Origin of the sequence: Chryseobacterium sp. YR221 (assembly GCF_900176315.1) — a bacterium.
GTDB classification, from domain to species: Bacteria; Bacteroidota; Bacteroidia; order Flavobacteriales; family Weeksellaceae; genus Chryseobacterium; species Chryseobacterium rhizosphaerae.
Genome location: NZ_FWXM01000006.1, coordinates 46501 through 62449, shown reverse-complemented (window position 1 = coordinate 62449; position 15949 = coordinate 46501). Strand labels below are relative to the sequence as shown.

Annotated in this window: 20 protein-coding genes; 3 read left to right on the top strand and 17 right to left on the bottom strand. The window is 35.3% G+C overall.

Annotated features, from left to right (window positions below):
- Positions 1-623 precede the first annotated feature (623 nt).
- Positions 624-1505, top strand: coding sequence for a cupin-like domain-containing protein (locus B8967_RS17365; RefSeq protein ID WP_084086904.1), 882 nt, complete (start codon positions 624-626; stop codon positions 1503-1505).
- Positions 1506-1563: 58 nt separating this feature from the next.
- On the opposite strand, the gene B8967_RS17360 is transcribed toward B8967_RS17365, so the two are convergent.
- The 17 genes from B8967_RS17360 to B8967_RS17280 form a co-directional block, all read right to left on the bottom strand.
- A complete protein-coding gene (locus tag B8967_RS17360; protein WP_084086903.1) occupies positions 1564-3288 on the bottom strand; it encodes a M14 family metallopeptidase in 1725 nt (574 codons plus the stop codon).
- A 164-nt stretch (positions 3289-3452) separates the two neighbouring features.
- A complete protein-coding gene (locus tag B8967_RS17355) occupies positions 3453-4184 on the bottom strand; it encodes a metallophosphoesterase (RefSeq protein ID WP_084086902.1) in 732 nt (243 codons plus the stop codon).
- 2 nt (positions 4185-4186) lie between these two features.
- Complete coding sequence (locus B8967_RS17350) at positions 4187-4729, bottom strand: RNA 2'-phosphotransferase (protein ID WP_084087141.1); 543 nt, start codon at positions 4727-4729, stop codon at positions 4187-4189.
- A gap of 17 nt (positions 4730-4746) precedes the next feature.
- A complete protein-coding gene (locus tag B8967_RS17345) occupies positions 4747-5226 on the bottom strand; it encodes a hypothetical protein (RefSeq protein WP_084086901.1) in 480 nt (159 codons plus the stop codon).
- Between the two features lie 36 nt (positions 5227-5262).
- Complete coding sequence (locus tag B8967_RS17340; protein WP_084086900.1) at positions 5263-5949, bottom strand: SIR2 family NAD-dependent protein deacylase; 687 nt, start codon at positions 5947-5949, stop codon at positions 5263-5265.
- A 63-nt stretch (positions 5950-6012) separates the two neighbouring features.
- On the bottom strand, positions 6013-6528 hold the full coding sequence (locus B8967_RS17335; RefSeq protein WP_084086899.1) for an O-acetyl-ADP-ribose deacetylase: 516 nt from the start codon (positions 6526-6528) through the stop codon (positions 6013-6015).
- Between the two features lie 27 nt (positions 6529-6555).
- Complete coding sequence (locus B8967_RS17330; protein ID WP_084086898.1) at positions 6556-7191, bottom strand: DUF4291 domain-containing protein; 636 nt, start codon at positions 7189-7191, stop codon at positions 6556-6558.
- Positions 7188-8003, bottom strand: coding sequence for a TIGR02452 family protein (locus tag B8967_RS17325; RefSeq protein ID WP_084086897.1), 816 nt, complete (start codon positions 8001-8003; stop codon positions 7188-7190). Before B8967_RS17325 ends, B8967_RS17330 begins: the two co-directional genes overlap by 4 nt.
- A 163-nt stretch (positions 8004-8166) precedes the next feature.
- Positions 8167-8595, bottom strand: coding sequence for an ADP-ribosylation/crystallin J1 (locus B8967_RS17320; RefSeq protein WP_084086896.1), 429 nt, complete (start codon positions 8593-8595; stop codon positions 8167-8169).
- A 10-nt stretch (positions 8596-8605) separates the two neighbouring features.
- The gene (locus B8967_RS17315; RefSeq protein WP_084086895.1) at positions 8606-9199 is read right to left on the bottom strand and encodes a DUF4291 domain-containing protein; all 594 of its coding nucleotides are present in this window, start codon (positions 9197-9199) and stop codon (positions 8606-8608) included.
- A gap of 6 nt (positions 9200-9205) precedes the next feature.
- The gene (locus tag B8967_RS17310) at positions 9206-9682 is read right to left on the bottom strand and encodes a macro domain-containing protein (protein WP_084086894.1); all 477 of its coding nucleotides are present in this window, start codon (positions 9680-9682) and stop codon (positions 9206-9208) included.
- An 82-nt stretch (positions 9683-9764) separates the two neighbouring features.
- Positions 9765-10835, bottom strand: coding sequence for an adenylosuccinate synthetase (locus tag B8967_RS17305; RefSeq protein WP_084086893.1), 1071 nt, complete (start codon positions 10833-10835; stop codon positions 9765-9767).
- 44 nt (positions 10836-10879) lie between these two features.
- Entirely contained in the window at positions 10880-11734 is an 855-nt protein-coding gene (locus tag B8967_RS17300) for a hypothetical protein (RefSeq protein ID WP_047489896.1), read from the bottom strand.
- Between the two features lie 2 nt (positions 11735-11736).
- Positions 11737-12072, bottom strand: a complete 336-nt coding sequence (locus tag B8967_RS17295) for a hypothetical protein (protein ID WP_084086892.1) — start codon at positions 12070-12072, stop codon at positions 11737-11739.
- Between the two features lie 73 nt (positions 12073-12145).
- Positions 12146-12691: a prolyl hydroxylase family protein gene (locus B8967_RS17290; RefSeq protein ID WP_084086891.1), complete on the bottom strand. Its 546-nt coding sequence runs from the start codon at positions 12689-12691 to the stop codon at positions 12146-12148.
- A gap of 31 nt (positions 12692-12722) precedes the next feature.
- Positions 12723-13265: an NADAR family protein gene (locus tag B8967_RS17285; RefSeq protein WP_084086890.1), complete on the bottom strand. Its 543-nt coding sequence runs from the start codon at positions 13263-13265 to the stop codon at positions 12723-12725.
- Between the two features lie 349 nt (positions 13266-13614).
- Positions 13615-14310: an NUDIX hydrolase gene (locus B8967_RS17280; protein ID WP_084086889.1), complete on the bottom strand. Its 696-nt coding sequence runs from the start codon at positions 14308-14310 to the stop codon at positions 13615-13617.
- Positions 14311-14369: 59 nt separating this feature from the next.
- Here B8967_RS17280 and B8967_RS17275 point away from each other — a divergent pair, with 59 nt between their 5' ends.
- Both B8967_RS17275 and B8967_RS17270 read left to right on the top strand, forming a co-directional pair.
- Positions 14370-15125, top strand: coding sequence for a hypothetical protein (locus B8967_RS17275; protein WP_084086888.1), 756 nt, complete (start codon positions 14370-14372; stop codon positions 15123-15125).
- A 155-nt stretch (positions 15126-15280) separates the two neighbouring features.
- Positions 15281-15925, top strand: a complete 645-nt coding sequence (locus tag B8967_RS17270) for a DUF1579 domain-containing protein (RefSeq protein ID WP_047489907.1) — start codon at positions 15281-15283, stop codon at positions 15923-15925.
- Positions 15926-15949 lie beyond the last annotated feature (24 nt).

Genomic DNA, 15949 nt, shown 5'->3' with positions numbered 1-15949 from the left:
TTAGTTAATAGTTGTTGACTTTCGTTACACTTTTCATAAAGATCATTTTTAAATCGAAAAGTTAAATCTATATCACTACAAATATAGTTATAATCTAACAAGATCAATCCCTTTCCATTTACATTCACGAAATACAAATACTGAAGTAAAAAACATTCTGCTGTTACAATCACATTATCAGATGGGTAGAAAAGAGAAAACCAATTCTAATATTAACAACAATTCATCTATTTTATTTTTAAATTAATAAAATTATATACTTTTTTATATTTGAATATTAAAAGTAAAGTATAATTTTTATTATCAGAATTAAAACAATATAATGACAAAATTTAAAAGATTTTATTAACTTTTATCCCATTTTGTTTGTCAGATAAAAGCGATACATTAGATGTCAGAATGAATTCTTATTCATTTTATTTGTGTTTTTTTGCCCTGTAATTTATTTATAGGGCAATTTATTCATAGGTTTTGAACTGACCATAAAAAAGGCAATAAATGACTTTTTATTATTTTTATTTAGTCTAAACAGTTGAGAATAATTTCAATCATAGATAAAAAATAAAACCAAACTCTTCTCATTATACTTTAATTTAATAATTTTGTAATATAAAATTTACATAATGGGAATAAATTTAAAGCCTATAGATATTGTAGATGACATTTCTCAGGAGGAATTCTACGAAAAATATCTAAAGCCAAGAAGGCCCGTTGTCATCAAAAATATGGCAAAAAAATGGCCGGCATACCAAAAATGGACGATGGAATATATGAAGGATGTTGTAGGAGATGTGGAGGTTCCGCTATATGACAGTTCAAAAGCAGATCCTTCTGCCCCCATCAATTCTTCTGCTGCAAAGATGAAATTTGGAGATTATATAGATCTTATTCAGAGGGAGCCTACTGATCTTAGAATTTTCCTTTTTGATCCGATAAAATTTGCCCCGAATCTTCTTGAAGATTATATTTCACCTAAAGAATTAATGGGTGGGTTTTTAGATAAATACCCGAACATGTTTTTTGGAGGTAAGGGTTCCGAAACTTTCCTTCATTTTGATATCGATATGGCGCATATCTTCCATACTCACTTTAATGGAAGAAAACATATTCTACTATTCGATTATAAATGGAGAGAAAGGTTATACCAAATTCCGTATGCCACATATGCCCTGGAAGATTATGATATTGAAAATCCGGACTTCAACAAATTTCCGGCACTGGATGGTGTAGAAGGTATTGAATGCTTTCTTGAGCATGGAGATACCCTCTTTATGCCTACAGGATGGTGGCACTGGATGAAATATCTGGACGGAAGTTTCTCTATTTCATTAAGAGCATGGGATAAATCATGGGCGGTAAAAGCGCATTCTTTATGGAATCTTACGGTACAGCGTAAATTTGATGATATCATGAAGTCCAATTTCAAAAAAGAATATATGGACTGGAAAGAAAAATTAGCCGTTAAAAGAGCAGAACTGGCCTTACAAAGAGGTCTTCCAAAATAAAAAAAAGACGTTTCAATCAGAAACGTCTTTTTTAGTTTATTCCTTCATTATTAAATCATTACAAGACTCTAAATATAGGATACTGTCTAAATGTTTTTTCTTCAAAATAAGGAGAGTGTCTATAGACCCAGTCCAGCTGCATTTGACCATCTTCTGAAAGCTTTTTATCTGAAACTTTTGCTTTGTCAAAGGCCTCTTTCAACTTTTTATCTTTCTTCAACAGGTCTGCAGCCGTATCTTCAAATATATAGGCTGAATAGTATTCTTTCTGAGCTAAGATTCCATCAAAGAAATTCCAGTTAAAAAATGAGTCTAACGCCTCAGGTTCAAGCGTTTCAATAATATATTTCACACCAGGCTGGTGAGTAGAAACCAAATAATCCCCTTTAGAAAAAGTATATTGTTTTTCTAAAGGCTCTACAGTGGTTTCATAATGCAGATAATGTCCTTCGTAAGGATTTTTAACCGTTTTAAAATCTTTAATCTTATAAGACTCTACTGCAATAGCACTGTCTTTCTGAAGCGGCTTCATCTGAATCCCGTTTCGTTTAAATTCTTCAATAACTCTATACTGAGCCTGTGGAATCACATAGTATGTAGGAATGGTAATATATCCTGTAGGAACTGCTGTATTAAAAAGCTTGATATTCTTTGTAAAGGGTTTGTTTCTATCGTAATACAGCCTTGGTTTTCCTGAGATTTCGCTGGGTTTATATTTTCCCTCATATCCTTTAAAATCCATGGTAGAAAATTTTGTAGAGTCTATTTTCCAACGGATTCCATACTGTTCCCCAGGCTGGTATTGCTTAAGGTTTTCTATACGAAGCTGTTTTATTTTCTGATAATCTTTATCCAGATTTTGCAGATTAACCAACATATACTTGTAAGTTGCGTCTACTCTTTTGTCATAAGGTTTCAGCATATGGGTTTCCGGGACGGTTCCCAAAGAATTGAATAAGGTTGTATAGCCTGTAGAATATCTCGGAGAATCTTCGAATGAAGCAAAACCAACCTCAGGAACATCACCGTGAATATTGACGTAAGGAGTACTTTCGTAGCCTAATTTCTTCATATCATCAAGATTTTTAGCCTGATAATCATTATAAAAATAAGCTCCCAACACGTTTCCTAAGCGTTCTTTAAAGGTTGAAATATAGGTGAAAGTATATTGATAATCAGCCCCATTACTTACGTGGTTATCAATAAATACATCGGGTTTCAGCCATTGGTAAATTTCCTGAAAGCTTCTGGCATTTTTAGAATCTGCTTTGATGAAATCCCGGTTCAGGTCGTAATTCCTTGCGTTTCCTCTGAATCCGTATTGCTCCGGACCGTTCTGATTGGCTCTGGAATACGAACCTCTGTTCAGCATTCCGCTGATGTTATAGGCAGAAATGGCTGCAATGATAAAGTTCTGTGGTGTTTTAATTTTCCCGGTTGCCAAATCACGCATCAGCATCATGGTGGCATCTATACCATCCGGTTCTCCGGGATGAATTCCGTTGTTTACAAAGAGGATGGCTTTATCTTTTCTCAGTTTTTCAATATTCTTTTCAGGGAAAGGATTATACACCACCACATAAATGGGTTTTCCGTTGTCATCTTCTCCTTTTTTAAGGTATTGAATGGTATTAAAATTTTTGGATAAATCCTGATAATAGGTATTCATTTCATCATAGGTAACAGTTTGGTTACCATTTCCTTTTTCAAAAGGAGTCTGAAATGTTTTTTGAGCAAAAGCCAGAGATGAGCTTAGAACAAGCAGAAGGTATTTCAGTTTCATTGATATTTTATTTTCCGGATCTAAAATTAGGTAATATGATTGTGGCAGAAAAGCAAAATGCTAAAAAGACAAGATTATCTATGATGAAATAAAAAAGAAGACCTCATAGGTTTTGGAAATCTATGAGGTTGGGTTGCAGAGAATATCTTATTCATCTTTTAATTTTATACGTTTCTTCCTTTTTCATGAGGATATAAAAGTGGAAGCGGATCACTTTGCCAGCATTCTTTAGTATCAATATCCATGACAGATAAAGCTCCTGTAAAAGCGGCCCCGGTATCCATATTCCAGATATTTGCCTTATTTACGGGGACTTTACTTCCAATATAAAGTGTCGGTGTATGCCCGATAAATATTTCGTGATATAAAAGCAATCTTTTGGGATAAAGCTCTGAGTTTTTTGCCAGTTTTTTATCCATTGCTACCGCAGTTTCCCAAAGGGTTCTGTCCCATCTGTAATTGCTGGAGTAGACCTCTTTTTCGGGTCCATGCATAGAAGAATATCCTGCATGAATAAACAGCCGGTTTTGACTATCCACATGGTAGTTTTTCATTTTCTGAAAGAAGTCAAGATGGATTTCTTTATCCTGCTGAGAATAATCTGCATAACTTTCTACTGTACTTTGTCCTCCATTGAAAAGCCATACATCAGGTCCGGTTCCTGCCAAGAGCCAGTCTTCAGTCCAGGCATCATGATTCCCTTTAATCAAAATACATTCCTGCTTTTCTGAAAGCCCCATTAAAAAACGGATTACCCCTGAAGATTCACTCCAGCCATCTACATAATCTCCCAGAAAGATAAGCTGATCATCGTCCGTGACCTCTGCCCTTTCAAAAACCTGCTGAAGTGCCTTAAGTCCTCCGTGAATATCTCCTATCACTAATGTTCTTCCCATCCTTATTTTGAAATGTATTTCGGGTCTACAAACTCTGTAAGCCATACTCCGTTGGCTGATTGATAGAAAGCAATTCCTTCTTCATACATTGTTCCGGTTCTGATAGTCAGAATTATGGGTTTTCCGTGTCTCATTCCAACCTTTGTAGCCGTTTCTTTATCGGCACTTAAGTGTACATGTTGACGGCTTCTTTTTTCTATTCCCTTATCCAAGATGGAGGAAATATTGGCTTCTGCAGTTCCATGATACAAAAAATCAGGTGGCTGTAAGGCTTCCAAGGCTAAATCTATATCAATAGAATGTCCCTGGCTGGCTCTGATCATGGTTTTATCTTCATTAAAGGCAAATCTTTTTTTATTATTGGTTTCTACTACCTCATCTAATTCTTCTAAAGAAAAATGCACCCTCTTTTTAGCTGATTTTGTTCTCAGTTCTTCTACATCTGCCCATCCGTTTTCATCCAGCTTCAAGCCGATAGTTTCGGGTTGGTGCCTCAAAATAAGGCTTAAAAATTTACTTATTCTTTTTGTTTCTATTTCGTTCATTGTTTTTTGTGTTTTCATTAAGCATTATAAAATTCCGGGGAAAAAGTGACGGTAAACCCTGTTGTTTTAATGATATCATCTGCATATTGATCAAAATAATAGATCTCCGGTGATATTGAAAGAGTCACAAATGATTTTTCGTACAGGTAAATCCACAAACAAGATTCAGCCGGTCCTCTCCCTTTAAGCATATTTTGGATTTCTATTCCATTGATCTTATTCAAAGGAACTAGTAAGGTTCTATTTTGATCTGAAAAACCCAGCAGACTATTTTGATTGTCTATCCAAAGTAAGGTATTATCCTTTATCCTATTCTGTACTTCAACCGGAGTCTCAAATGCATAATCCGGAGAATAATGAACACGGCAATTTCCAACTTCCAACGCTTTATTGATTTCAATTCTTCCATGATATTCCTTCAAAGGGAAGTTCACAATATCATTATCAGGATCATATTTGGAAAACATATCGGAAATGATTTTTAGGAAAGGCTTCATTGGTTTACAAAGTATTTATTATTTAACTTTTCAATATCAGGCAAGATTTACCAGTTTATCAAATAAAAGTTTCATCCCCTGTGTTGCCGTTTCTTTCATTACCACAGCTCTCTGCCCATAACCGAAACCTGTTTCATTAGGATTGATTACGATTAAAAGACAATCATCTTTAATATCATGGATTAATCCGGCTGCAGGATATACCTGTAAAGAAGTTCCGATTACCACTAAAATATCTGAATCTTTTACCATTTCTCTGGCATCCTGATATAATGGAACATCTTCTCCGAACCAAACGATAAACGGCCTCAACTGAGCACCATCTTCGGCTTTATCTTCAAGGTTGATATCGTCTTTTTGTTCATAAATCAGGCTTTTATTATTACAGGAACATGATTTAAACAATTCTCCATGAATATGAAGAATATTTGTAGAGCCTGCTCTTTCATGCAGATCATCAATATTCTGGGTAATAATCTGTACCTCAAAATATTTTTCAAGCTCTGCCAGCAGCTTATGGGCTTCATTAGGCTGTACTTCATGAAGCTGGCGTCTTCTCTGGTTGTAGAATTCCAATACCAGAGCCCTGTCTTTGCGCCATCCTTCCGGACTGGCCACATCGGTTACATTATGATTTTCCCAGAGACCATCTCCGTCTCTGAAGGTTTGAATTCCGCTTTCGGCACTGATTCCTGCACCACTTAATATGGTTAGTTTTTTCATTTGTTTTAAATTGTGTTTTGTACACTGTGTTTTTTGGCCACGAATGCACGAATATAATTGATTTTAAAGAGGAGGATTTAAAAGCTTTTTATAAATTTCTTCATTCTCTTCATCAAAACAGACAAAAATAACTTTCTCTATGATATCTGAATGAAATTCTCTTACTTCATTGACAGCAATTTCTCCTGCCAGCTCTTTTGGAAACCTATAAATTCCCGTACTGATATTAGGAAAAGCAATGGTTTTGACTCCAAGGTTTTCTGCCAACAGTAAAGAGTTCTTATAGCAATCTGATAAAAGCTTCGAGCTTTTTTCTTTATCATCATTCCAAACTGGCCCTACTGTATGAATAACATATTGTGCAGAAAGATTTCCTGCTGTTGTTACTACTGATTCTCCTGTATTGCATTTACCCTGCCTGTTTCTGATCGCTCTGCATTCTTCTAGAATTTGTGGTCCTCCAGCACGATGAATGGCACCATCTACACCGCCACCTCCCAACAAAGAAGAATTAGCTGCATTGACAATGGCATCTGCATTAATTTTTGTGATGTCTTCTCTTATAACTTCAATTTTCATAATTTTTTTTTAAAGTAGGTGTAATCATTACTTTAAATTAAGCTTCCTGTTTAGAACTTCATCATCAAATAATAATGGTTTTTCTTCAGGAATGACAAGCTGATCTAAATCATCATTCAGGACAAACTGATACTGTTCCTGAACAAAATCAGAGATATTTTCAATTAAAATAATATCTTCTTTTGCAAAAGAATGGATATGTTCATTTCTTAAACCAATTTGTATAGCTTTTCTTTCCAGTTTGTTTCCAAAAGGATCATGATCCGGATCCCACTGAAGTCTTACAGATGATTCTTTCACTTGTTTCTGCCACATTTCTCTGGATATTCCAAGATCATCATTGTAGCTAGAAACAATAGAATTTTCAAGGTATTTTTTGAATGCATCTAACTTTAGATGTATAGCTAATACACATTCCTGTCCTTCTTTTGTTCCCCAGCCATTACGATACATCATCCAAAGGAAATTAGGCTTTATCCAAGTCATCCTTTCCAGACTGAATCCACCACCAAAATATTGATTTTTAACCGCAAATTCTCCTATTGCTCTTTTATATGACTGATAGACTACAATTTTCTCATCATCATATTGTGCCATGATGTAATGTCCTTTTTGAGGCCAATCTGGTAGCTGTTCTTTATATTTTTTTAATGTAAGTTTCATTGTATTTCTTCAAATGGCTTCAACATCTCTTCTTTCTTTGTGAGCACTGCAAAAACCACTCTTTTAAATTTGTTCTTATATTTTCCCTGGAGATATTTTTTGAACAAACCAGCAATTTCTTTCGGATTGTTTTTAAATACTCCACAACCCCAAGCTCCTAAAATAAGGGTTTCATTTCCCTGATGTAAGGCTAGTGAAATCATCTTATCTGTTCTGATATCCATGGCGCCTAATATCTCTGTTTCTCTTTCCGGTTCCTGACGCTTTACTACGCCTGCATTCACTGCAGGAGACGTTATAAAATTACACAGAACAGGTTTAGGTAAAAGTTCTCCTTTATCTTTTCTAAATACTGGAACCTTTGGACTATAAATCATTGTATCGGTATAAAAACAGGATTCCATTGCTCTGTGAACGGTGTAATAATCCCAGGCCTGAAGCAGACTTTCATACAGACCTGAAGTTCTTGCCAGGCTTTCTTCCTGGGCTTCTGCTCCGTTGATAAATCCTCCACCTGGATTTTTGGCTGATGCAAAGTTCAGACACATGATCTTTTCCTGATCTTCTTCTGTGGCTAATTCTAAAATAGCTTTTAGTGAACTGCAACGCCAAGTTTCAAATTGAGTATCAAAATGAACTTCAGGCATTGGAGCAACTGCAAGCTCGGACAGTTGTTCCGGAGTGAAAAGAGCGGTTTCTTTTTTACTGATTTCCAACTCTTTTGCTATATCTATTCTTTCGTTTTCTGTGTTTATATAATATTTTCTGGCCAGGATATCCAATGTATCTTTTGCCATTCCTTTATTGGTCATGGTTATTTTTGTGTTTGGCCACGAATGCGCTAATTTTTATTAGCATATATAATAATCATACTTTACATTTTATTCGTGCATTCGTGGCAGTATTTATTTCAATTCTTTTAAGATCTTCTGTGATCTTCTTTAAGCCACGAATTCACGAATGTTTTTTACAATCTTATGGATTCGTGGTGGTTATTTTTAAAGCATTTACCAGGCTTTCTATTTCTTTATTTGCAGATCCTTTAAAGTCATTTCCTACAAATACTTTGATCACTTCTATGTTTCCCACAATGGCTTGATTGAATACTTCCAGCTCTTCTGACGGAACCCACAGCTCATTATGATTTCTGGCACCTACATTCTGTGCCGGATATTGATTGGCAGCTTCCTCTGAAACATCAAAACGGGTTACAAAACCAAGATAGTTTCCAAACTCATCTCTGGTATTCCATTTCTCAGCAATTTCTGAAGCATAGTTTTCATCCAGTACTGGATAAAAGATGGGCTGCCATTCCAGTCTGGGTGGAAATTTTTTGTATCCATTCTCCATAATCAATACCATTTCCTTCTCTCCTACCGGTCTGTAAAGTTTTATTGTTTTCATCTTGTTACGCTTAATTTTCTGATCCTATCCTCTGAGCAATTTCATGGGATAACGGATATATTTTTTCTATGGGCAATAGCTTTTTTGCTTTATTAAATTCTCCTTGCTTGGTAAAGTTCAAAATCTTTTTTACCAGAGGTGAATAATCTTCTATTTTTACAATCCAGTCTTCATTAAATTCTTCTATCAGATAGCGACTGATCCCCACCTGAATGGAACGATATTCCAATTTGTTTCCTTTAATATTCCTTTCAGGATCCCACTGTACATAGACTTTCGCATTTTCAAATTCTTCTTCCCAAATTTTGGGATTGGGATAGACTCTTTTTTCAGGAGAGGTTAAAACAGCCTGTTTCAAGGCTTTTTCCAAAGCTTCCCGCTTAATATGTATCGCAAGAGTACATTCCTGATTGGATTTCTGTCCGTAATTGCTTCGTTCCATCATCCAAAGAAAAGAAGGCTTAATCCATGTCATCCTGCTGAATGAAAAAGGAGCGCTAAACTTCTGATTCTCTACTGCAGCTTTTGCAATGGCTTTATTGTAAGCCTGATACACAACAATAGTATCACCGGTATAATCTGCTCTTATTTCAAATTCTTTCATCACTTATTAATCAAAATCATATACATACACCTCAACATTTTTATTCAGTAATGTTCTCTCAATAATGGGTTCTATCTCTTCCCATTTTCCGCCAGCCAGCCCACACCCAATTCTCGGCATATGAATGCTTGCATTGAGTTCTAAGGCTTCTTTGGATAATGTATCCAGGCATTTTTCAATGGCTTCATATCGTACGGGAATTCCATTACTTCCGGTTTTTATTCCTTTTTGACCGATCATATTGGCAACATACATGTATTTTTCAACCTGTACCGTCTGAATCTCTCCTAAAGTAAAATTATTTTCACTTCTGAAACGGTGCCAGTTCCTGTATTCTTTTTCCGGTGCTTCCCATCTTTTGGAAACTGCCAGTACAAAGCCTTTTCCCCAGCCCCCGATATCATTACAGATATGGGCTATTATTTTTATCCCTTTTGCCTGTGGAACCGTAGCATCTCCTTTTAAATAGTGTATCGTTTTCATTGTTTTTTTTCCAAAATTCTTTAATTACCTCCTCATGCAATTCCTACTTTAAATATAAAATTAAAACCTCTGTCTGCAGAAATTAAAACAGCTTTTTAAAATCTTTTGAATAAGGGGAATAAGATCCGAAAACAGTATCAAACTTCATTTCCAGTTTATCAAATTTAAACTCCTCATCAATCTGATCCAGACAAGTTATTACTAAATTCTTTTTTGTTGAGTTGACATAAGCTCCATCCAACTTTAAGGAATAATTCAATAATTTATAGTCTAAATCACCAAATCTTAGGTCTTTCTGATACTCATTAAAGGTACAGGTTTCCTCTTCATTGTTTTTCAACATCATCTCTTTTTCATTGCTCATCCAGCCATTTCCGTGACGTGTTGCATAGCTTCTGGTCACATAATACACCTCAATATCTTTAATATCAAGCTCTTTACAGATCTCATACGCATTTTTTGAAGTCGTGTGAGCATACGTCACATTTGGAAAAACACCATGATCCATATCTAATAAAACACCCTGACTGCCTTCAAAAATGAGATTTTCAAATGAATTCAGATAGCTATAGTCATCTATTTTCCAATTGATTTCTTCAATAGCTTCTAAAAAAGGGTTCATCTGTTCATCCATTTGATCCTCATCCATAAAACCGTAGTAATAAGCAATTCCCTTCAATTTTTCAATCAACATTTCTCTTGGAGCAATAAGATCAATCGCAAACAGTTTGTATGGACTTTCATTTCTTTTCATCGTTGCCCCTACACCTTTTCCACAGGTTCCGTGTTCCAGATTTTTTGAATTGTTCCTGTTTTGCCAGACATCAAAAGGCGTGGTTACCTTGGCTAAAGGATGAATATGAAGCTCTGTATTTCCGTTTTTGGCTTTTAACTCTTCCCTTTCATTGAATAAAAATAGAGGATGAATCGTGCAATGTTCCGTAAAATAAGAGGGTAATCCACGAAGGGCTCCACTTGCAAAGCTGGAATGAACATGTTTTCTATCTTCCATCATTACTGTATGAGCAGCCTGTTGGCCTCCTGAAAATCTGATCACCACAGACTCGTGATTTTGTTGAGCAAGAAAATCTGTAGTGATTCCTTTTCCTTCATCTCCGAAACCTAATCCTATAACTATTTGCGCCTTTTTCATGTCTAGCATTTTTAAAATTATTGCCTTTCCGGCAAATGGGTGTTCTAAAGCATCTGTATGTTGTCTAATCCTTCAGGGTTTGATGTTCCAAAAGTTTTATCTTTATATTTTTCACAGATAATCCTTTTGATCACCTCTGGAATTTCTCTGTGGTCTTCTATGGATATACAATTCTGACCTAACAGTTCTTTCCAGCCTCTGTCTGCTCTTACAGCCTGATCAGAATGTAAAACACTGATGTGGTATACTTCGTATCGTTTTTTAGCTTCTTCCAACAGTTCATTATGAGTATAGGTTTGTTGTCCTGAACCCATAATTTCTCTGATCGCTGATGCCGGAAGTACTTTCAGACAAGGTTCGTCACCTACAGTAAACAATAATCCTTTCTGATTTCTTTTTTCAAAGGCATCTGTTCTGGTATGGAATGCGGCAAAATACCATGCTAAAAGATAGCTTTCACCAGCATTTCCGCCACCTCCGGATTCAATATAAGTACGGGTAAGCCACATATCCAGTTCTTCATCTCCGGACTCAAACTGCCCTACCTGAAGCGGATAACTATCACATTCATGATCTCCTATCCCAAGGAAAAGCAATGCCGGATCCGGAACTCCGCTTTGGATAATTCCACCCATCAGCTTAGGTAAGCCTTCTCTGATGAGCTCATGAGGAATATGTCCCATACTTCCCGTTACATCCAATCCCAGGATAATTGGAACTGAATTAGGGTGCACTTCAGAATCTCTGGATTCCCTGAAAGAAATTCCGTTAGGAATCATTGAGGGATGTGCCTGTCTTTTGGCATTCTGTGTGAAGATTTCACTTGCAGATTTTGTTTTATAACCTGCTTTGCTTGCTCTGTCATAACGAGCGTCTATATCGTATCTTGTACTTCCCATGACTAAAATGTTTTTCCGAATAAATATTCAAATCTCTTCTGACTCACTTCTAACTGAATATTTAGATTTCTGATTGTTAATGATAATTCCATGTCTTTCTGAACGAATGCTTCGGGATTAAAATCCGCAAAAGTCAAACTGTTTTTGTCCAAAGGACTGATATCAATAAGTCCTTCCTGTTCCCGCTCGAGTCTTTTTATTTTCAACTCGATGTCTTCTACCTTGCGCCTATAGATCAATTCTGAATCTTCTCCGATCGTTCGCGCACGGTCTTCTCTGATCTGATCATTATTTCTCTGTAATGATTCGATAAATCTTGGTTTTAATTCATCTTCCATATCTGATCATTTTTTGTGTTATTATTACGCTAATTAAAAAGAGCATAGTTATGCATCAATCCTGCATTCATTTTTAACAGGAATACATTACATCAGTTCTTAAAACATATTTTAATCCGCTAATCAAGGTTTTTCCTTCATGTCTTAAAGGATGGTAAAAGATTAAGGCGGTGCCTTTCTTAGGAGCTACTGTGAAAAGGTTTTCAAATTCTGTTTCTCCGCCTTCAAAATCATCATTCAGATAAATTAAAAAGGTATAGAAACTCTTTTCATTTTCATTTCTGATATAACTTCCGTCACGGTGCATTTTAAATTGCTGGCCGGGAGAATACTTATAAACCCTGAACATCTCATTAAAATTCAAGAGTTTGCAGTTTTCATGTTCCTGTGGAAGAAATTCAGCTGCTTTTTTAAAAAGATCTTCAGCCAGATTGTTGTCAAAAATCATCAACCTGTCATTATTTCTGATCCCTTTGCTCATCAGTTGACGTCCACCAACATTGATCTTAGCTTCTTCAAAATCTTTTCCTTGTGATAAGGCAATGTATTGATCACACTCGGCTTCCGTAAGAAAATCTTCAATTAAAAATATCTGCGGATGTAGGTCTGTTTTTTCCATGATTACTATTTTGTGACTGGTTCTTGTGTTTTTACCCTCTTAATTCATCCCGTACCTCCATCAAGGCAAATCCTAAAAGGTTTTCTCCGTTCCATAATAAAGGATTTTCTGCTCTTGAATCTGTTTCCAGCATCCCGATTCCCCAAATGGTATCATAAGGACTGGCTTCTACAAGGATCTTATTGTTCGTTGATAAAAGAAAATCTTTATATTTCTGGTTCTGTGAAAATTTTAAAAGATTTCCCTGTTTTACAATCTCATATTTATGTTCATCCCAAAGCTTCGGATCAAAATTCTTTACTTTTCTTCCCAGACTTTTAACCTGATTAGGAGTGGATGCCCGCAATATTTTTTCCAAGGTTTCGGGATCATTGAATAATCTTGCTTTACCAGCCATCATATAATGTTCTGCTGTGTTATAAACAATCCCGTTTTCTTCAAACTTTCCTGTAAACCATTGGCTAAAGCATGACTTGGTGATTTCATCTTTAACCGTGTGCCCCCAGAAAAATAAAAACTTTATCCTTTCTTTTTTCTGAAATCTGTCTTTAGTATTTTGTCTGGTGTATTTCATGATTGCGTTATTATTACACAAATATAAGCGAATCCTGATTTGTCTACCAAATTTATTTGTGTCATTTTTACACTAATAAATATAAATAATTGATTATCAGATATAAAATTTTAATTAATGAAAGACTAATACCACAAATATTTTGACAAAAATGGTACGAGTCTATTAGGTTTTGGCTAAAGCCAATTGAATTTTTGATCATAAAAAAACGGGCTAAAGCCCGTTTCTATTGAATATCTCTTCCGAATATTTTTCTTAGATAAAATATTTAACCATAATTTTCAATAATGCATTACTTGAAAATTGGTGATTATTCGTGTAAGATTTTGTGTCATTTGTGGTTAAAAATCTATTTGATTTCAAAATAAAACCCTTGTTCCTCAAGTTCTTTATACTTTTCCTGATTAAAGGTAAATAATTTTCCCGGTCTTCCGCTTCCTTCTTTTTTAACGTTATTGGTTTCATTAAGTAAACCGTAGCTCATGATTTTTTTTCTGAAATTTCTGCGGTCAATTTCCTGTCCCACAATAGTTTTGTAAAGGTTTTCAAGGTCTGAGAAAGGAAATTCTTCATTGAGAAGATTAAAACCAATTGGCTGATACTGGATTTTGGTACGAAGCCTTTTTAGGGCAATATCAATAATATTTTTGTGATCGAAGGCTACAGTTGGAAGTGCATTGACACTGAACCATTGTGCATCATCTGCATCAGAGTCCGCAAACAGTTCATGATAAGAAGGGTTCACAAGCCCTAAATAAGCCACAGAAACCACTCTGTTTCTCGGATCACGGCCAACGTTACCAAATGTATAGAGTTGTTCCAAAAAATCGGGCTTTATGCCTGCCTCTTCATGAAGTTCCCTTTTTACTGCATCATCCAGATTTTCATCATCTAGTACAAGGCCTCCGGGAAGAGCCCAGCCACCTTTAAAGGGTTCTATATTTCTTTTGATTAAAAGGATTTGAAGGTCTTTTTTATCGAAATATCCAAAAATGACTGCATCTACAGCCACTTTGATATCCTGTAATTTTTTTGGTGAGCCCATAAATTAATTTGCGTTATGAATACACAAAATTAGGAATAAATATTTAGTATTTTTACTAAATGATAAAAAAGCTACTTTATTTTCTTCTTATCCTTGGATTATTCTCCTGTCAAAAGGAAGCGTCTTTTGCAGACTCTATCATTTTGCGTCATGAAAAAAAAGAGAAGTTAACCTTCCAAAAATTTAACGAAGGAATAGGAGAAGAAGAAACTGGATTAATATACATTGGCAAAGATACTTCCACTGTTGAAGTAAAGTATTACAACACAATGATACCCGCTCCTCCACCTCCACCTGGTACTGAAGTTAAAAGCAACCCTAAAAGTTATACTAAATATTTTCGTGGCTATTTTGATCGAATGAAATTTTCTAAAACATCAATTAGTTTTGATTCTTTATCTGAAAATAATGTCAAAATTGTCATCAAACCCAATGATACTATTCCTAAATATACATACAATTCAGAAACTGGAACCCTTAAAAAATATAAAGCCTTTCCTGTATTTATCAAAAATATTTCAAATCGGAGATTAATACTTCCTGGTCTTAAAAATCTTCCATTTGCTATATTCAATGATCAACAAAAATGGCAGATGATTTGGAATGATAATGCCTTTATTTGTGGAAATGGCTGGGGAGTGAATTACTGGGAGTTTGAACCTAATGAAATTATGATCTTTTCAGTCAATTATCTCACGGGAAAAGACCGGGGAAAATTTAAAATCACTCTTTTCCATAATTCTTCTGAATCATTTATGATGAATTATGATAAAAATATACTCAAAAAACAGAGAAGGTATGACGAAGTAAAATAAAAACTAATTGCTGTAAAGAATTCGCTTCTGGTTTTATTTAGTTTTGACTTGCATTACGAATACACAATTTATCAGGAAAATTAAAAAAAATTTTAAGTATAATAAAAGTTCATACCTTTAAGTTATTATTATAACCCACTTAAAATTAAATATTTATGAAAAATTTACTGACCATTCTTTCCATGGCTTTTTTACTGACAGCCTGCGAGAAAGGAAAAACAACCGCAGCCGGTACTACTGAAAAAACTGATTCTGCCACTGCAAAATCTGAATGGAAGCCTGTAGATTCAGCCACTGCAACGAAAGCATGGATGGAATTTGCCACTCCGGGTGACATGCATAAAATGCTGGCCAAATTTGATGGAAACTGGACTGGTGCTACAAGCATGTGGATGGATGACAGTGGAAAAGCAGCAACCAGCACTTCTGAATGTACTAATAAAATGATCTTTGAAGGACGCTATCAGGTAAGCAACTATAAAGGAAACTTTATGGGAATGCCCTTTGAAGGCATGAGCATTATGGGCTATGATAACGCCAAGAAAAAGTTTGTAAGCACATGGATAGACAATATGGGAACGGGATTAATGCATGCCGAGGGAGATTGGAATGCAGCTAAAAAATCTATTGATTTTAAGGGTAAAATGACAGATCCAAGCCGACCGGGAAAAGAATGTGAAGTAAGAGAAGTCTATACGTTTACGGATGATAATAACCATACCTTGGAAATGTATGGACCTAATCCTAAAACAGGAAAGGAAATGAAAACAATGGAAATAAAATTCACACGTAAAAAATAAATAAAAAACCGCTTCTTAATTGAA

Coding starts and splice junctions, on each gene's coding strand:
- B8967_RS17365 (WP_084086904.1), top strand. CDS start 624: ATGGGAATAAATTTAAAGCCTATAGATATTGTAGATGACATTTCTCAG.
- B8967_RS17360 (WP_084086903.1), bottom strand. CDS start 3,288: ATGAAACTGAAATACCTTCTGCTTGTTCTAAGCTCATCTCTGGCTTTT.
- B8967_RS17355 (WP_084086902.1), bottom strand. CDS start 4,184: ATGGGAAGAACATTAGTGATAGGAGATATTCACGGAGGACTTAAGGCA.
- B8967_RS17350 (WP_084087141.1), bottom strand. CDS start 4,729: ATGAACGAAATAGAAACAAAAAGAATAAGTAAATTTTTAAGCCTTATT.
- B8967_RS17345 (WP_084086901.1), bottom strand. CDS start 5,226: ATGAAGCCTTTCCTAAAAATCATTTCCGATATGTTTTCCAAATATGAT.
- B8967_RS17340 (WP_084086900.1), bottom strand. CDS start 5,949: ATGAAAAAACTAACCATATTAAGTGGTGCAGGAATCAGTGCCGAAAGC.
- B8967_RS17335 (WP_084086899.1), bottom strand. CDS start 6,528: ATGAAAATTGAAGTTATAAGAGAAGACATCACAAAAATTAATGCAGAT.
- B8967_RS17330 (WP_084086898.1), bottom strand. CDS start 7,191: ATGAAACTTACATTAAAAAAATATAAAGAACAGCTACCAGATTGGCCT.
- B8967_RS17325 (WP_084086897.1), bottom strand. CDS start 8,003: ATGACCAATAAAGGAATGGCAAAAGATACATTGGATATCCTGGCCAGA.
- B8967_RS17320 (WP_084086896.1), bottom strand. CDS start 8,595: ATGAAAACAATAAAACTTTACAGACCGGTAGGAGAGAAGGAAATGGTA.
- B8967_RS17315 (WP_084086895.1), bottom strand. CDS start 9,199: ATGAAAGAATTTGAAATAAGAGCAGATTATACCGGTGATACTATTGTT.
- B8967_RS17310 (WP_084086894.1), bottom strand. CDS start 9,682: ATGAAAACGATACACTATTTAAAAGGAGATGCTACGGTTCCACAGGCA.
- B8967_RS17305 (WP_084086893.1), bottom strand. CDS start 10,835: ATGAAAAAGGCGCAAATAGTTATAGGATTAGGTTTCGGAGATGAAGGA.
- B8967_RS17300 (WP_047489896.1), bottom strand. CDS start 11,734: ATGGGAAGTACAAGATACGATATAGACGCTCGTTATGACAGAGCAAGC.
- B8967_RS17295 (WP_084086892.1), bottom strand. CDS start 12,072: ATGGAAGATGAATTAAAACCAAGATTTATCGAATCATTACAGAGAAAT.
- B8967_RS17290 (WP_084086891.1), bottom strand. CDS start 12,691: ATGGAAAAAACAGACCTACATCCGCAGATATTTTTAATTGAAGATTTT.
- B8967_RS17285 (WP_084086890.1), bottom strand. CDS start 13,265: ATGAAATACACCAGACAAAATACTAAAGACAGATTTCAGAAAAAAGAA.
- B8967_RS17280 (WP_084086889.1), bottom strand. CDS start 14,310: ATGGGCTCACCAAAAAAATTACAGGATATCAAAGTGGCTGTAGATGCA.
- B8967_RS17275 (WP_084086888.1), top strand. CDS start 14,370: ATGATAAAAAAGCTACTTTATTTTCTTCTTATCCTTGGATTATTCTCC.
- B8967_RS17270 (WP_047489907.1), top strand. CDS start 15,281: ATGAAAAATTTACTGACCATTCTTTCCATGGCTTTTTTACTGACAGCC.